The sequence below is a fragment of the Pseudomonas brassicacearum genome, assembly GCF_918698105.1.
GTDB lineage: Bacteria > Pseudomonadota > Gammaproteobacteria > Pseudomonadales > Pseudomonadaceae > Aquipseudomonas > Aquipseudomonas brassicacearum_F.
The window spans coordinates 1-14,859 of record NZ_CAKKMI010000020.1 but is presented as its reverse complement, the minus strand read 5'-3'; the positions used below and the strand labels follow the sequence as shown (position 1 = coordinate 14,859).

Sequence of the window (14,859 nt, the reverse complement as noted above, 5' to 3'; positions counted from 1 at the left end):
GAGGTACCCCATGCTCATCCCCCACGACCAACTCGAAGTCGACACGCTCACCCGCCTGATCGAGGATTTCGTGACCCGCGACGGCACCGACAATGGTGACGACACGCCCCTGGAAACACGGGTTCTGCGGGTCAGGCAAGCCCTGACCAAAGGCCAGGCGTTGATCGTCTTCGACCCTGAAAGTGAACAGTGCCAACTGATGCTCAAGCACGACGTGCCCAAACACCTATTCGATTGAACAGGCCTTGCGAATGGCATGGGCCTTTTTCTTCTGAATCTTGTCGTAGATTTCAGAGCGATGAACATCGACGTGCCGTGGCGCTTCCACGCCAAAACGTACCGTGCCGCCGCTGACCGACAGCACACGGACGGAAATATCGTCACCGATGGAAATCAACTCACCTACAGCGCGGCTTAATACAAGCATGGTTCTTGTCCTTAAGAATGTCTGGACCCTGACCATGCCCGGCCTGTTTCGCGTTCTCAAGACACCCGCAAGAATTCAGTAAGGCCCTACAAGCAAAGCTCTTGTGACTGACGGAAACTTCCTGCAAAAACCTGTCGGATCGCCGGTTTGTCAGGGCGCCGAGAACCGCGGGCCGAATAGAATCACGCTCGCGCCCAACACGCAGAGCGCCACGCCAATCCAGTCGGACCCCAGTGGCCGCACTCGCTCAACCACCGCCAACCAGCCGATCGAGGCAATGATATAGAGGCCACCATAGGCGGCGTAGGCGCGCCCGGCGTAGGTCGCTTCGACGCGGGTCAGCAACAGGGCGAACAACGTGAGGCTGAGCAACGCCGGAGCAATCCACCAGGCGCTCTTGCCTTGGCGCAACCACATCCAAAAGGCGTAGCAGCCCGCGATCTCAAACAGCGCGGCGAGAAAAAACCACAGGTAATTGAGCATGCAGATGTCCATCAGGAAGGCCGGATGGCGCCATCCTGAGGACATCGGGCATCCAGGTCAATTGAGGTTTTGCCGGGCCTTGGCGCGCATCTTGTCGGCCATGACGGTCATTTCGTCGTACAGCAACTGCGGGTTCTTCTGCTTGAGGGCCCATGCCATGCGTCCCTGTTCGTGGGGCAGGATCATGAATTGGCCTTGGGCGACCTGCTGGTAGATATAGTCGGCAATATCCGTGGCGCTGATCGGTGAGCTTTCCAACAACTTGCCAACCTGGGCTTTCATGGCCGGGGTCGGGCCGCGGAAGGAATCCAGCAGATTGGTCTGGAAGAACGACGGGCACACCACGTGTACGCCAATTTCCTGCTGCGCCAGCTCCACCAGCAGGCTTTCCGACAGCGCCACGACACCGGCCTTGGCCACGTTGTAGTTGCTCATGGCTGGGCCCTGCATCAGGGCTGCCATGGAAGCGATGTTGATGATCTTGCCGCGGCTCTTTTCCAGCAGCGGCAAGAACGCCTTGCAACCCTTGACCACGCCCATCAGGTTGATCGCAATCTGCCAGTCCCAATCCTCCAAGGAGAGTTCACTGAAGAAGCCACCCGAGGCCACGCCGGCATTGTTGACAATAATATCGATACCGCCGAATTTCTCTTCGCAGGCCTGGGCGAACGCAGTCAACTGGCTGTAGTCGCGCACATCGCAGCGCTGGATGAAACCGTCGCCACCGGCAGTACGCACTTGCTTGAGGGTTTCCACGAGGCCCGGCTCGCTGACATCCGATAAGGCCAGGCGCCATCCTTCGCGGGCCCAGCGCAGCGCGATTTCGCGTCCCAGGCCGGAGCCGGCACCAGTGATCATCATGCGATTTTGCATAGCAGACAGCCTTGTTGTTCCGGGAGAGATAGGCCGAGTGTAGCGAAGGCGTTCAACGGACCCACGCTCCATCAGATTGCTGAATGGCGAGGGCAAACCATAGCCGTACAAAAACTTTGAATTTTTTACCAGGTGCGACGGTCGGACTTATTAAGCCGCCCGGATTTAACGCATGCGCGCTGGTAGTTGGAAGTTGCATCACTCCAGAACTGACCAATAAGGAAATCTACAATGGGCACAATACTTATCATTATCCTGATCCTCCTGCTGATCGGTGGTCTCCCAGTCTTCCCGCACTCCAGAAGTTGGGGTTACGGCCCGTCCGGTATCATCGGTGTGGTGTTGGTGGTGCTGTTGGTCCTGCTACTACTGGGCAAGATATAAACCACTAAGTAAGCACAAAAAAAAGAGGCCTTCGCGGGCCTCTTTTTTTTGTGCGTCGTTTATCAGTCCGGCGTGCCGTCCACGACGCCGGCGGTGTTATCCAGCAGGCTCTTGGTCGCGGTTTGCAGGAACGATTCGAGCTTGAGCTTCATCTCGGCAGCGTCAGGTGCATCCTGGATGATTTGCGCATGCGGATTGGCGCCCAGCTCATAGCGATACATCTTCGGCGCCATTTCCTTTTCCTTCGGAAGCATCAGCACGGTGTCACCCCGGATGATCGCGGTGGTCTGATCACTGCCCGACGGCTTGATCACACCAAAACCGGGATCGCCTTGCGGCAGGTTCAACAGGTCACGGCCCCAGCACTGGTTACGCACTTGCCCACCAATCCGGCCCATGATGGTTGGCACGATGTCGACCTGGGTGCCCACGGTGTGGTTACGCTGGCCGAATTTTTCCTGGACGCCCGGGCCGATCAACAACATCGGCACGTTGAAACGGCCCAGGTCCATCTCGGTGATCTGGCGTTCGTTGCCAAAGCCATGGTCGCCGACCACGACGAACAGGGTTTCCTTGAAGTAAGGCTCCTTGCGGGCCTTCTCGAAGAACTGGCCCAGCGCCCAGTCGGAGTAGCGCATGGCAGTCAGGTGTTCGTTCAGGCTGCCACGGTCGGTGACCCGCTCGACCGGCAACGGCGTTGGCAACGCATAAGGGGTGTGGTTGGACAGGGTTTGCAGCAAGGCATAGAACGGCTTGCCGTTTTCCCGCGCCTTGAGCTCGATCAGGCCACGGTCGAACATGTCCTGGTCGGACACGCCCCAGGTCGGATCGGAGAACACCGGGTTCACAAAGTTGTTACGCCCGATGAATGTAGTCATGCCCTGGCTGCTGAAGAAACCCGACTGGTTGTCCCAGGCAAAATCGCCGTTGTAGACGTATACGTCGTCGTAGTTACGGGCGCTGAGCAGCTGCGGCAGGCCCGACAGCTTGTGGCTGCCCTCCGGCGTCTGCATCAGGTATTCGAAGCCCGGCAGGTTCGGGAAGCACGCCATGGTGGCGAACATGCCTTGGTGGGTGTGGGTGCCGTTGGAGAAGAAACGGTCGAACAGCAAGCCTTCCTTGGACAGCTTGTCCAGATAAGGCGTGATGTTGCCCGGCGCGCCCAGGGCGCCCACCGAGTGACCAGCCATGCTTTCCATGAGAATCACGACCACGTTCTTGATCGGCAGGGTCTTGTCCGCTGGCGGCGTGTAGTCGCGGCGCACGGCGGCTGTCGCGGTGTCCACCAGTTTATCGTCAGGCATCACCAGCATGTCGCGCACAGTCTGCTGTGCCAGCGGTTGCTCAAGGGTGGCTTTCCAGATGTTGTCGCGGTCCTCGGACATCCGGCTCTTGGCCGCGGCCACCAGCGACAAGGTGCCATTGAGGCCCAACTGGTTGGCGAAGTTCGAATCAGTGGTGTAGACGTCACCCCAGCGCAGGGGCGGCCCTTGGCGCAAGGTGCCACGCGCGGCAGTCACGGCCACCAGCAGGCAAACGACGAACACCGCGACACGCCCATACCACGGGGCGATCTGCCGGGTACCGATGGTGCCGCCACTGAACGGCCCACGAGGGCGCGTGGCGCGGTCGGCGCCCTTGAATGCCAGGCTGAGGATGATGGTGCCGCCGACCCAGGCCAGCAGATAGCGCACCACCGGGAAACCGTACCAGAGCATGCTCATCACGGTTTTGGGGTCTTCCTTCACATACTGGAAGACCAGGCCGTTGAGGCGCTGGTGGAATTCACGGTAGAAATCCATTTCCATCAAGCCCAGGAACAGCGCGATGCTGGAAGTGACGGTCAGCCAGAAACGAAAGAACCCACGGGCGGCCATGGCCCTGGCACTGAACAACGCCAGCAACAACGGGATGCAGAGGTAGACCACCAGGCGCAAGTCGAAACGCAGGCCGTTGACGAACGCTTCGACGAAGGTCGAGGCCGGGGTGTCGAGGATCATCTCGCGGTTATAGACCAGCAGCGCCACGCGCAGCAGGCTGAACATGACCATCATCACCAGGGCGCAGAGCAACGTGTAGGCCAGGTGTGATTTGACGGTCGGTTGCAGCAGGCGATGCGTAGTACGCTGCTGACTCAGGGCGTCCGGGATTGCCATGTCGTTTAAGGACCCTATCGGAGTTGGAGTGACAAAAAGAAACAACGGCGCGCCCTCTATTGGCCAAAGCTGGCCTCGGGGCTTGCGCGAGTGCGCAAATGTTGCACGAACGGCTATGGCATTGCCATTAAATAACCGGCGGCGATATGAGCGCGGGGGATTGTCCGCAAGATTTGGTGAAAATTTCGTTCAAAGAATATTCAGAAACACAAAAAGCCCAGCCTGCTGCTGAAGTTGAGCCGAACGCTGTTGTAGCGAGGGAGCTTGCTCCCGCTCGGCTCTGTAGGAGCTGTCGAGTGCAACGAGGCTGCGATCTTTCCACAGACACTTGAGTCCCAAGCGAAAGATCAAAAGATCGCAGCCTTCGGCAGCTCCTACACACAGCCCAGCGGGGATAAATCCCCTCGCCACAGGGTTGCCTAGCACTTCCAGTCCAGTATGAAAACGATCACTGTCAATGAAACTGGCGTCCAAGGCCAGCCGGCACGCCTTCGATGGTGGTGTCTTCCCATGGACCATTCGGGCTGACGGATCGGCTCCAACCGTTGTTCCAGCGGTAATAGGTCCGCTGGCGATAGAACGTGTTCGTCTGGTTATCCAGCACATAGACCCCAAGCTTGGCATCCCAATGGCTGTTGCCACCCGGCGGCGGGGCGAAGCTGGCAGAAGTACGTGGCAGCGGCTTGGCCGGCTTGTTCGGTGTGACAGGCTTGCCCGACGGTGTGGACGGGGCCGGTTTGCTGGTCGGCGTCGACGGTGGGATCGGTGGCAGCGGCGCCGACGGCTCCGACGGACGCTGGACCGCACAAGCGCTCAGGCCCATGACGAGCGTGAGCAGGGTGATACGAGCGATGGCGGTCATGGTGCGAATTCCTGTTATTTGTCCGGGCTGTCGATGGTCAGTTGTTGCTGCGCCGTGGTGCTGCTCGCCAGGGGCTGGCTGCGGCCGACCCACTCACCTGCGGTCGGCTGGCCGGCCCGGGAGATGCGCGCCACCAGTTGGACTTCAGGGAAGTTCGACAGTTTCAACTGCGGCATCATGGCGTCCGCGTCACCCAGCTCTACCGTGACCGGCAGATCGGCGACCGTCAGGCGCTTGGCGGCCAGTGGTGCAGGCGGGCCGGAAACGGCGCGGGCAAAGATGAACACGCTGTCGCCCGGCTGCACCTTGGCCTTGAGCGCCGGCGCCAGGTCGACGCGCACCTTGAGCAGAGCCGCAGCCTTGGCCACCGGAGCCTGGGCGACCTTGCCGCCACTGGCTTGCAGCTTCTCGGTGGCACGGGTAATGCCGCCCTGCAGCGCTTCACGGGACTTGTCGCCCTGCGGCAGTTCCACCAGCAGGCGTCCCCAGTAATCGATCGCGTCCTGATAGCGCTCGCCCTCAAAAGCGGCGATGCCCAGCAGGCCGAGGCTGGTGACTTCCTTCGGATCGAGCTTCAGCGCTTCGTCGGTCAGGGCCTGGAGCTTGTCCGACCATTTCTTGCCATCGGCAAAATACTGCGCCTGGGCCCATTGGCCCAGCAGTTCGGGTTGTCGACCGGCCACCGCCACGGTGCGCTCGAAGATCTTTGCCGCGTCCGCGGGCCGATCCTGCGCCATGTAGGTACGCCCGAGGAAATACAGGCCCTCGGCGTTATCCGGTTGCGCCGCCACCGCACGTTCCAGGCGCTGGGTCATCTCTTCCATCGACTGCGGCGCCTGGGCGAATTCACGGGTCAGCTCGACCTTGTCGCTGGCACCGAAATGCAGGTACAGCGCCAGGCCCAACACCGGCACCAGCACGGCGGCGAGCAACGGCAACGGCTTGCCCAATCGGGATTCGCGCGGCGCATCGGCGCCCTCGGTGTCGGCGAGCAGTTCACGGGCGGCTTCGGCGCGACCAGTGTCCAGTTGCGCGGCGTTGAGCACGCCCTCCTCCCGCTCGGCTTGCAGTTCGGCAACGCGCTCCTGGTACAGCGCCACGTTGAGCGCGGTACGGTCCTCCTCGCGTTGAGCGCGACGACCACGCAGTACTGGGATCAACAGAAAACTCAGGGCAACCAGAAGAAGCAGACCTGCGGCGAGCCAGAAATCAATCATGCTTGGTTTTATCCAACAGTTGGTCGAGGCGCTGGCGCTCTTCGACAGAAAGCGTGTCCGGGGCGGCCGTGCGCTGGACCCGGCGGCGGCGCACGATCACTGCAATGACGACGAAACCACCGAACAACAGCCCGGCGGGGCCGAACCAGAGCAGCGCCGTCTTGGAGGACAGGGCGGGGTTGTAGCGCACGAACTCACCGTAGCGATCGACCATGAAATCGATGATCTGCTGGTTGTCCTTGCCCTCGCCGAGCATGCGGAAGATTTCCTTGCGCAGGTCGGCGGCAATCGGCGCGTTGGAGTCGGCGATGTCCTGGTTCTGGCACTTGGGGCAGCGCAGTTCCTTGGTCAGTTCACGAAACCGCTCGCGCTCGCCGTCGTTGGCGAATTCGTAGGTATCAATGGCGGCGTGGGCCACGCCGACAAGGCTCAGGCCGAGGATGGCGGCGGCTAACCAGCGCTTCATGGCTTGGCCTCGTCCACCAGTGCCTGATACTTGGCGGCCAGTTTCTCGCGCCAGACCTGTTCGTCGATCACGCCGACGAACTTGTCGCGGATAACGCCCTTGGCGTCGATGAAGAACGTTTCCGGCGCGCCGTAGACACCCAGGTTCAGGCCCAGGGAGCCGTCTTCATCGCGAATGTCCAGTTGATACGGATTGTGGAACTCGGCCAGCCACTTCAAGGCGTCGACATTGACGTCCTTGTAGTTGACGCCGTAGATCACCACGCCGTTCTGGGCCAGTTTGTTCAGTACCGGGTGCTCGACCCGGCAGGAAATGCACCAGGTGCCCCACACGTTGACCAGCGCCGGTTTGCCCAGCAGGTCGGCGCGGGTCAAGGTCTTATCGCCCTGCACCGAGGGCAGGGAAAACTCCGGGAACGGCTTGCCGATCATCGCCGAGGGCAACTCGGTCGGATTCAGGTACAGCCCGCGGTACAAAAACACCGCCATCAACAGGAACAGCGCCAACGGCAGCAACATCAACCAACGTTTCATGCAGGGGCTCCCGTCACGCCCAGGGCTTCACGCACCCGGGTTTTCACTTTGACTCGATAACGCCGATCCAGCGCCGCCAGAACCCCACCCAGGCCGGTGAGCAAGCCACCGAACCAGATCCAGCGCACGAACGGCTTGACGTGGACCCGCACCGCCCACGCGCCGTCGCCCAGGGACTCGCCCAGCGCCACGTAGAGATCGCGGGTGAAACCGGCATCGATGCCGGCTTCGGTCATCACCGAGTTCTGCACGGTGTAGAGCCGTTTTTCCGGATGCAGCACGGTGATTTCCTGGCCGTTGCGAAGGACTCGCACAGTGCCTTTGTCGGACGTGAAGTTCGGGCCCTCGAAATGTTTGGCGCCCTCGAAAACGAACTGATAGCCGGCCAGGTCCATGGACTCACCCGGCGCCAGGCGCAGGTCGCGCTCGGCGCTGTTCTGGCTCGACAGCACCACGCCCAAGGCGCAGACGGCGATACCCAGGTGTGCGACCTGCATGCCCCAGTAACTGCGGGTCAGGGTTGGCAGGCCCTTGATCAAGCCTTTGTGCCGCGTCTTGTCGAAGATGTCCCGCACACCCGCCAGCAACACCCAGGCCGCCAGCACGAACGTCGCCAGCACCGCCCAGTTGAAGTCGCCATACGCCACGCCGGCCACCACGGCCAGGGCGGCGGTGCCCAGCAGCACCGGGGTCAACATGCCCAGCAGCCACTTGACCGGGGTGTCTTTCCAGCGCACCAGCATGCCGATGGCCATCACCACCATCAGGATCGCCATCAGGGGTATGAACAACGCATTGAAGTACGGTGGCCCCACCGACAGCTTGGCGCCGGACAACGCATCGAGCACCAGCGGGTACAAGGTCCCCAGCAGGATCATCGACGCGGCCACCACCAGCACCAGGTTATTGCCCAGCAACAGGGTTTCCCGTGACCAGAGGTTGAAGCCGACCTGGCTCTTGACCACCGGCGCACGCAGGGCGAACAGCGTCAGCGAACCGCCAACCACGAACAGCAGGAACATCAGGATGAACACGCCACGCTCAGGGTCCGAGGCGAAGGCATGCACCGAGGTCAGCACGCCGGAGCGCACCAGGAACGTCCCCAGCAAGCTCAGCGAGAACGCCGCGATGGCCAGCAGCACGGTCCAGCTCTTGAACACACCGCGTTTTTCCGTGACCGCCAGGGAATGGATCAGCGCCGTGCCCACCAACCAGGGCATGAACGAGGCGTTTTCCACCGGGTCCCAGAACCACCAGCCGCCCCAGCCGAGCTCGTAGTAGGCCCACCATGAGCCGAGGGTGATGCCGATGCCGAGGAAGGCCCAGGCAACGATGGTCCATGGACGCGACCAGCGTGCCCACGCCGCATCGAGGCGCCCACCGAGCAACGCGGCGATGGCGAAGGCGAAGGCCACGGAAAAGCCGACGTAGCCCATGTAGAGCATCGGCGGGTGGACGATCAGGCCGATGTCTTGCAGCAAGGGGTTGAGGTCGCGGCCATCCGTCGGCATCTGCGGCAGGATGCGCTCGAACGGGTTGGAGGTGACGATCAAAAACAGCAGGAAACCGGTGCTGATCATGCCCATCACCGCCAGCACCCGGGCCAGCATCACCTGGGGCAACTGCCGGGAGAACACCGAGACGGCGAAGGTCCAGCCGGCCAGGATCAACGCCCAAAGCAGCAGCGAACCCTCATGGGCGCCCCACACGGCGCTGAACTTGTAGTACCAGGGCAAGGCGCTGTTGGAGTTGCTGGCGACGTATTCCACGGAAAAATCGTCGGCCATGAACGCATAGGTCAGGCAACCGAAGGCGAACAGCATGAAGGCGAACTGCCCCCACGCCGCCGGTTGGGCCAGGCTCATCCACAAGCGGTCGCCGCGCCAGGCACCGAGCAAGGGCACCACCGCCTGTACCAGGGAGAAACACAGGGCCAGGATCATCGCCAGGTGGCCCAACTCGGGTATAAAGATGCCAGCAGTCATCGATCAGCCCTCCTTCACGGGAGCGGGCGCCGACTGGCCGCTGTCTTTCAGGGCCTTGGTCACTTCCGGCGGCATGTATTTTTCGTCGTGCTTGGCCAGCACTTCGTCGGCCACCACCACGCCGTCGGCGTTGAGCTTGCCCAGGGCAACGATGCCCTGCCCTTCGCGGAACAGGTCCGGAAGGATGCCGCGATAGGTGATGGTCACGGTCTTGCTGAAGTCGGTGACGTTGAACTTCACGTCCAGGGAATCCCCGGAGCGTACCAGCGAGCCTTTTTCCACCATGCCGCCAGCGCGGATGCGGGTGTCCTTGGGCGCTTCGCCGTTGGCGATCTGGGTCGGGGTGTAGAACAGGTTGATGTTCTGCTGCAGGGCGCTCAAGGCCAGGGCGACTGCGGCACCGACACCCACCAGGATCGCAAGAATGATGACAAGACGTTTTTTGCGCAGCGGATTCACTGACCGTTCTCCCGGCGCAGACGACGCGCCTCTTGTTGCAGATACCGCTTGCGGGCCAGGATCGGCACCGCCACGTTGAGGGCCAGCACCACCAGGCAGATGCCATAGGCTGACCAGACATACAGGCCATGATGGCCCATGGCGAGGAAATCGCCGAATGAAGCGAAACTCATCGAGCGGCCTCCAGGCTGTTCTGTACTTCGGCCTTCACCCAACTGGCCCGGGACTCGCGCTTGAGCACTTCCAGGCGCATGCGCAGCAACAGCACCGCACCGAAGAAGCAGTAGAAACCCAGCACAGTCAGCAACAGCGGCAGCCACATTTCGACAGGCATCGCCGGTTTTTCAGTGAGGGTGAAGGTTGCGCCCTGGTGCAGGGTGTTCCACCACTCCACCGAGTACTTGATGATCGGGATGTTGATCACACCGACAATCGCCAGTACCGCGCAGGCCTTGGCGGCACTGTCACGATTGCTGATGGCGTTGCCCAGCGCAATAAGACCGAAGTACAGGAACAGCAGGATCAGCATCGACGTCAGTCGCGCATCCCAGACCCACCACGAACCCCAGGTCGGCTTGCCCCAGATGGCCCCGGTGACCAGCGCCACCGCGGTCATCCAGGCACCGATGGGCGCGGCGCATTGCAGGGCCACGTCGGCCAGCTTCATCTTCCATACCAGCCCGACCACACCGCACACCGCCAGCATCACGTAGACGGACTGAGCCAGCATCGCCGTGGGCACGTGGATGTAGATGATGCGGAAGCTGTTGCCCTGCTGGTAGTCCGGCGGTGCGAAGGCCAGGCCCCAGACCACGCCAGAACCAATCAACAACAGTGCAGCGATGCTCAACCATGGGAGCAGTTTGCCACTGATGCCGTAGAACCACTTGGGTGAGCCGAGCTTGTGAAACCAGGTCCAGTTCATTGCTGTTTCCATCACGGTTGCGGCTCGCCGTCACGAACCGCCGGGGCAGCCTTTACTTCCAAAGAAGTGGTCAATTTTTGACCAGGCCTCGTTATTATTCGCCGACGCTGATCTTCAGGCCAGCGGCTATTGCAAAAGGTGTCAGGGTTATCGCCAGGGCGGTCAGGCTCCCAAGCCACAGCAGATAACCGGTCGCGGGCATGCCTTGCAACGCCGCTTGCAAGGCTCCACTGCCCAGGATCAGGACTGGGATATACAACGGCAGGATCAGCAGTGCCAGCAACAGGCCGCCGCGCTTCAACCCCACCGTCAACGCCGCGCCCACCGCACCGAGCAGGCTCAGCACCGGCGTGCCCAGCAGCAGCGACACCAACAGCACCGGCATGCACGCGCCGGGCAGCCCCAGCATCATCGCCAGCAGTGGCGAGAGCAATACCAGGGCCAGGCCGGAAAAAACCCAGTGTGCCAGTACCTTGGCCAAAACCAGAAGGGCCAGGGGGTGCGACGAAAGGACCCACTGCTCCAGTGAGCCGTCTTCGAAATCACTGCGGAAAAGCCCGTCCAGCGAGAGCAGGACCGATAAAAGCGCAGCGACCCAGACCAGTCCCGGAGACAAGGTTTGCAACAATTGAGTCTCCGGCCCGACCGCCAGCGGGAACAATGCAATGACAATGGCGAAGAACACCAGCGGATTGGCCAGTTCGGCCGGACGACGGAACAGCAGGCGCGCCTCGCGGGCAAGCAACAGGCCAAACACACTCATACGGCCCAGTTCCCCAGATCAATGTTGCGATAACCGGCCGGCATCCGCGCCAGCGTGTGGTGGGTGGTCAAGAGCACCATGCCACCGTTTTCACAGTGCCGGGCCAGGTGTTCCTCGAGCTGCGCGACGCCCTGCTTGTCCAGGGCGGTGAATGGCTCGTCGAGAATCCACAGCGGTGGGCTGTCCAGGTACAGCCGGGCCAGGGCCACGCGGCGTTGCTGGCCGGCGGACAAAGTATGGCTCGGCACGTCTTCGAAGCCGCGCAGACCTACCGCCGCCAACGCCTGCCAGATCGCTTCGCGGCCGGCCGGGGTATGCAATGCGCAGAGCCAACTGAGGTTCTCTTCGGGGGTCAGCAAATCCTTGATGCCGGCGGCATGGCCAATCCACAGCAGATTGCGGGCCAGTTCGCCGCGCTGGCTGTGCAAGGGCTGGCCATTGAGCAACACTTGGCCGGCGGTGGGTTGCATCAACCCGGCCAGCAGGCGCAGCAGGCTGGTCTTGCCGCTGCCGTTGGGACCACTGATTTGCACCATATCGCCACGCGAGAGTCTCAATTCGAGATTTTCGAACAGCAGTCGCAAGTCTCGCTCACAGGCGAGGCCGACGGTTTGCAGGAGAGGACTGGTCAAGGGATCGCGGGCCTTATACGGTTCAAGTCGGCGGGGCAGCGGCCGTTAAAGAGATGCAGCATAGATGCATTGACGGCCTGTTCCACAGAGCTGCGTCAAACAATTGCAAGGTTTTCGCCACTCCCTGAAAGACGGGCGGCATTATACATGCCCTAACCTACTCTCAAGAGAGCTTATTTCCCCAAGGTAAGACCGCAAATGACAGGCGACATGAACATCCTGCCGCTGCCCCAGGCCACGGCAACCACGCGTATGCCAGCGGTCAGTGGCGAGCTGCTCAAACTGCTGGTGCCGACCGAAGGCCTGATCAGCTCGGGCCAGACCGCCCAGGCCGAAGTGCTGTCGCTCAAGCAGGCCGACCAGACTTTCCAGCTGTTGCTCAAGGTCACCCTGGAGAGCGGCCGCCAGACCACCGTGCAGGCCACCAGCACCCAGCCATTGCCCCAAGGCACCAGCCTGGCCGTGACCCAGCCGTCCGCCAGCAACCTGGCGATTGCCGTGCAACAGGCCGTGGCCTCCAGCGTCGCCACCCTCACCCGAATCGACACCGCGCAATTGCCAGTCGGCACCCTGCTGCAAGGCAAAGTGCTGACCAGCCAGGCGTTGCCGCAGCTGCCGGGGCAACCGGCGGTGTATCGGTCGTTGGTAACCTTGCTCAATACCGCCCAGGCGGGCAGCACCCTGGACATCGACAGCCCGCAGCCGCTGCGCATCGGCACGCTGTTGAGTGCCCAGGTGCAAGATACCCAGACGCTGAAATTCGTTCCGCTGAGCAACCGCCAGGAGCAATTGGCGGTGAGTCAGCAGTTGGTCACGCAAATGAGCCAGCAGGGCTCGCTGGACAGCCTGATCACCGTCCTGCAGAACCTGCCGGCCACCGACGACACCGGTGCCGAGCTGCGCGCCGCGGTGACACGCCTGTTGGCCAGCCTGCCGGATGTCCAGCAGCTGAGCACGCCCAAGGGGCTGGCCCAGGCCATGGTCGCCAGCGGTGTGTTCCTGGAAAGCAAGTTGCTCGCCGGGCAGCCACCGGGGCCGGCACCGGACCTCAAGGGCGACCTGCTCAAGCTGATCGCCCAACTGACCCCGGCCCTGCCCGCCTCCACCAACCTCTCGGCCATCATTGCCGCTAACACCCTGGCCCAGGTGCTGCCCAGTTTTGTCCGCAACGCCCTGGGAACCCTCGGCCAGGTCAGCGCCAAGCCGCAACCCACCAGCTTTCCACTGCCCTCGCGCCTGATGAAAGGCCAGGACGAAGAAGGCGACTTGGAGCACCTGCTGCGCCTGGCCGCTGCCGCCGTGTCACGCCTGCAAAGCCATCAGTTGTCGAGCCTGGAGCAGACCGGCCTGACCGACGACGGTCGGCTGATGAGCACCTGGCAATTGGAAATCCCGATGCGCAACCTGCAGGACATCGTGCCGTTGCAGGTCAAGTTCCAGCGTGAGGAAACCCCGCCCCGGGAGCAGCCAGACGAGCGCCGGGAAGAACGCGAGCCAAAACAGCAGCTGTGGCGGGTGGAATTGGCGTTCGACATGGAACCGCTCGGCCCACTGCAGGTTCAGGCGCAGTTGCTCAGCGGCAGCCTGTCCAGCCAGTTGTGGGCCGAGCGGCCGTACACCGCGAGCCTGATTGAAAGCAACCTGACAGCCTTGCGTGAACGCCTGCTGACCTGTGGCCTGAACGTCGGCGACCTGGACTGCCATCTTGGCACCCCGCCCCAAGGCCCCAAGACTCGCCTGGAACAACGCTGGGTGGACGAAACCGCATGACAACCCACACCGAACCCCGCCAGGCCATCGCCCTCAAGTATGACGGCCACCATGCCCCGACCCTCACCGCCAAGGGCGACGAAGCCCTGGCCGAGGAAATCCTGCGCATCGCCCGCGAAAGCGAAGTACCAATCTATGAAAATGCCGAGCTGGTGAAGCTGTTGGCGCGGATGGAGTTGGGGGACAGCATCCCGGAAGAGCTGTACCGCACGATTGCCGAAATCATTGCCTTTGCCTGGAACCTCAAGGGCAAGTTTCCCCAGGGTTATGACCCGAATGCACCGAGTGTCGAAAAGGATGTGACCGACCGCGGTGACGACTATTGATCAAAGCGGCGGTGTCTGGGTTGGAATAACCAGCCTGTGAGCACCAGAAAAACCTGTGGGAGCTAGCCTGCTCGCGATGACGGACTCACATTCAATATCTCTATTGACTGTCACACCGCTATCGCGAGCAGGCTCGCTCCCACATGAGTTCTGCGGCAGAGCGCGGGCAATCGTGGCGAGGGAGTTTGCTCCCGCTCGGCTGCGCAGCAGTCGCAAAACCGGACGATACGATCAGCCTGAAGGAATGCTGGGGCCTGCTTCGCAGGCCAGCGGGAGCAAGCTCCCTCGCAACAGGGGTTATGCGCTGGCAGGAATGATTAGAAGCAAGCGCCAGAAAAACCTGTGGGAGCGAGCTTGCTCGCGATGACGGACCACATTCAACATCGCTATTGACTGTCACACCGCTATCGCGAGCAAGCTCGCTCCCACATGAGTTCTGCGGCAGCGCGCGGGCAATCGTGGCGAGGGAGCTTGCTCCCGCTCGGCTGCGCAGCAGTCGCAAAACCGGACGATACGATCAGCCTGAAGGAATGCTGGGGCCTGCTTCGCAGGCCAGCGGGAGCAAGCTCCCTCGCCACAGGGGTTATGCGCTGGCTGG

The 14,859-nt window shown here is 62.0% G+C and carries 18 protein-coding genes; 4 read left to right on the top strand and 14 right to left on the bottom strand.

Annotated features, from left to right (window positions below; translation table 11 throughout):
* The first annotated feature begins 10 nt into the window (after positions 1 to 10).
* Positions 11 to 238 (top strand): YheU family protein, encoded by a 228-nt coding sequence (locus LQ215_RS10360; RefSeq protein ID WP_003199186.1) that lies wholly within the window; start codon positions 11 to 13, stop codon positions 236 to 238.
* On the opposite strand, the gene csrA is transcribed toward LQ215_RS10360, so the two are convergent.
* The 3 genes from csrA to LQ215_RS10345 form a co-directional block, all read right to left on the bottom strand.
* Complete coding sequence (gene csrA, locus LQ215_RS10355) at positions 227 to 427, bottom strand: carbon storage regulator CsrA (RefSeq protein ID WP_230149461.1); 201 nt, start codon at positions 425 to 427, stop codon at positions 227 to 229. The genes LQ215_RS10360 and csrA overlap by 12 nt on opposite strands.
* Before the next feature lie 150 nt (positions 428 to 577).
* Positions 578 to 910, bottom strand: coding sequence for a YnfA family protein (locus tag LQ215_RS10350; protein WP_063325143.1), 333 nt, complete (start codon positions 908 to 910; stop codon positions 578 to 580).
* Between the two features lie 57 nt (positions 911 to 967).
* A complete protein-coding gene (locus LQ215_RS10345; protein ID WP_230149459.1) occupies positions 968 to 1,783 on the bottom strand; it encodes an SDR family oxidoreductase in 816 nt (271 codons plus the stop codon).
* A gap of 231 nt (positions 1,784 to 2,014) precedes the next feature.
* On the opposite strand from LQ215_RS10345, the gene LQ215_RS10340 reads away from it, so the two are divergent.
* Positions 2,015 to 2,167, top strand: coding sequence for a DUF3309 family protein (locus LQ215_RS10340; RefSeq protein WP_003183939.1), 153 nt, complete (start codon positions 2,015 to 2,017; stop codon positions 2,165 to 2,167).
* Between the two features lie 62 nt (positions 2,168 to 2,229).
* Here LQ215_RS10340 and LQ215_RS10335 read toward each other — a convergent pair whose 3' ends face one another.
* From LQ215_RS10335 to ccmA, 11 genes are all read right to left on the bottom strand, one after another.
* Positions 2,230 to 4,323 carry an LTA synthase family protein gene (locus LQ215_RS10335; RefSeq protein WP_230149457.1) on the bottom strand — a complete coding sequence of 698 codons (2,094 nt, stop codon included), beginning with the start codon at positions 4,321 to 4,323 and terminating at the stop codon, positions 2,230 to 2,232.
* Between the two features lie 454 nt (positions 4,324 to 4,777).
* Positions 4,778 to 5,185, bottom strand: a complete 408-nt coding sequence (locus tag LQ215_RS10330; protein ID WP_230149456.1) for a hypothetical protein — start codon at positions 5,183 to 5,185, stop codon at positions 4,778 to 4,780.
* A gap of 14 nt (positions 5,186 to 5,199) precedes the next feature.
* A complete protein-coding gene (gene ccmI / locus LQ215_RS10325; RefSeq protein ID WP_230149454.1) occupies positions 5,200 to 6,402 on the bottom strand; it encodes a c-type cytochrome biogenesis protein CcmI in 1,203 nt (400 codons plus the stop codon).
* Entirely contained in the window at positions 6,395 to 6,868 is a 474-nt protein-coding gene (locus LQ215_RS10320; RefSeq protein ID WP_057448501.1) for a cytochrome c-type biogenesis protein, read from the bottom strand. The genes ccmI and LQ215_RS10320 overlap by 8 nt, the downstream gene beginning before the upstream one ends.
* Positions 6,865 to 7,401: a DsbE family thiol:disulfide interchange protein gene (locus tag LQ215_RS10315; RefSeq protein WP_230149452.1), complete on the bottom strand. Its 537-nt coding sequence runs from the start codon at positions 7,399 to 7,401 to the stop codon at positions 6,865 to 6,867. Before LQ215_RS10315 ends, LQ215_RS10320 begins: the two co-directional genes overlap by 4 nt.
* Positions 7,398 to 9,386: a heme lyase CcmF/NrfE family subunit gene (locus LQ215_RS10310; RefSeq protein WP_230149449.1), complete on the bottom strand. Its 1,989-nt coding sequence runs from the start codon at positions 9,384 to 9,386 to the stop codon at positions 7,398 to 7,400. The genes LQ215_RS10315 and LQ215_RS10310 overlap by 4 nt, the downstream gene beginning before the upstream one ends.
* Positions 9,387 to 9,389: 3 nt before the next feature.
* A complete protein-coding gene (gene ccmE, locus LQ215_RS10305; RefSeq protein WP_057448504.1) occupies positions 9,390 to 9,845 on the bottom strand; it encodes a cytochrome c maturation protein CcmE in 456 nt (151 codons plus the stop codon).
* Positions 9,842 to 10,018, bottom strand: a complete 177-nt coding sequence (gene ccmD / locus LQ215_RS10300) for a heme exporter protein CcmD (RefSeq protein ID WP_003199159.1) — start codon at positions 10,016 to 10,018, stop codon at positions 9,842 to 9,844. The genes ccmE and ccmD overlap by 4 nt, the downstream gene beginning before the upstream one ends.
* The gene (locus LQ215_RS10295; protein ID WP_003199153.1) at positions 10,015 to 10,770 is read right to left on the bottom strand and encodes a heme ABC transporter permease; all 756 of its coding nucleotides are present in this window, start codon (positions 10,768 to 10,770) and stop codon (positions 10,015 to 10,017) included. Before LQ215_RS10295 ends, ccmD begins: the two co-directional genes overlap by 4 nt.
* Positions 10,771 to 10,864: 94 nt before the next feature.
* On the bottom strand, positions 10,865 to 11,533 hold the full coding sequence (ccmB, locus tag LQ215_RS10290) for a heme exporter protein CcmB (RefSeq protein WP_003199151.1): 669 nt from the start codon (positions 11,531 to 11,533) through the stop codon (positions 10,865 to 10,867).
* Positions 11,530 to 12,165 carry a cytochrome c biogenesis heme-transporting ATPase CcmA gene (gene ccmA, locus LQ215_RS10285; protein WP_230149447.1) on the bottom strand — a complete coding sequence of 212 codons (636 nt, stop codon included), beginning with the start codon at positions 12,163 to 12,165 and terminating at the stop codon, positions 11,530 to 11,532. The genes ccmB and ccmA overlap by 4 nt, the downstream gene beginning before the upstream one ends.
* A gap of 198 nt (positions 12,166 to 12,363) precedes the next feature.
* On the opposite strand from ccmA, the gene LQ215_RS10280 reads away from it, so the two are divergent.
* Complete coding sequence (locus tag LQ215_RS10280; RefSeq protein ID WP_230149445.1) at positions 12,364 to 13,935, top strand: flagellar hook-length control protein FliK; 1,572 nt, start codon at positions 12,364 to 12,366, stop codon at positions 13,933 to 13,935.
* A complete protein-coding gene (locus tag LQ215_RS10275; RefSeq protein WP_003199146.1) occupies positions 13,932 to 14,261 on the top strand; it encodes an EscU/YscU/HrcU family type III secretion system export apparatus switch protein in 330 nt (109 codons plus the stop codon). Before LQ215_RS10280 ends, LQ215_RS10275 begins: the two co-directional genes overlap by 4 nt.
* The last annotated feature ends 598 nt before the right edge of the window (positions 14,262 to 14,859 follow it).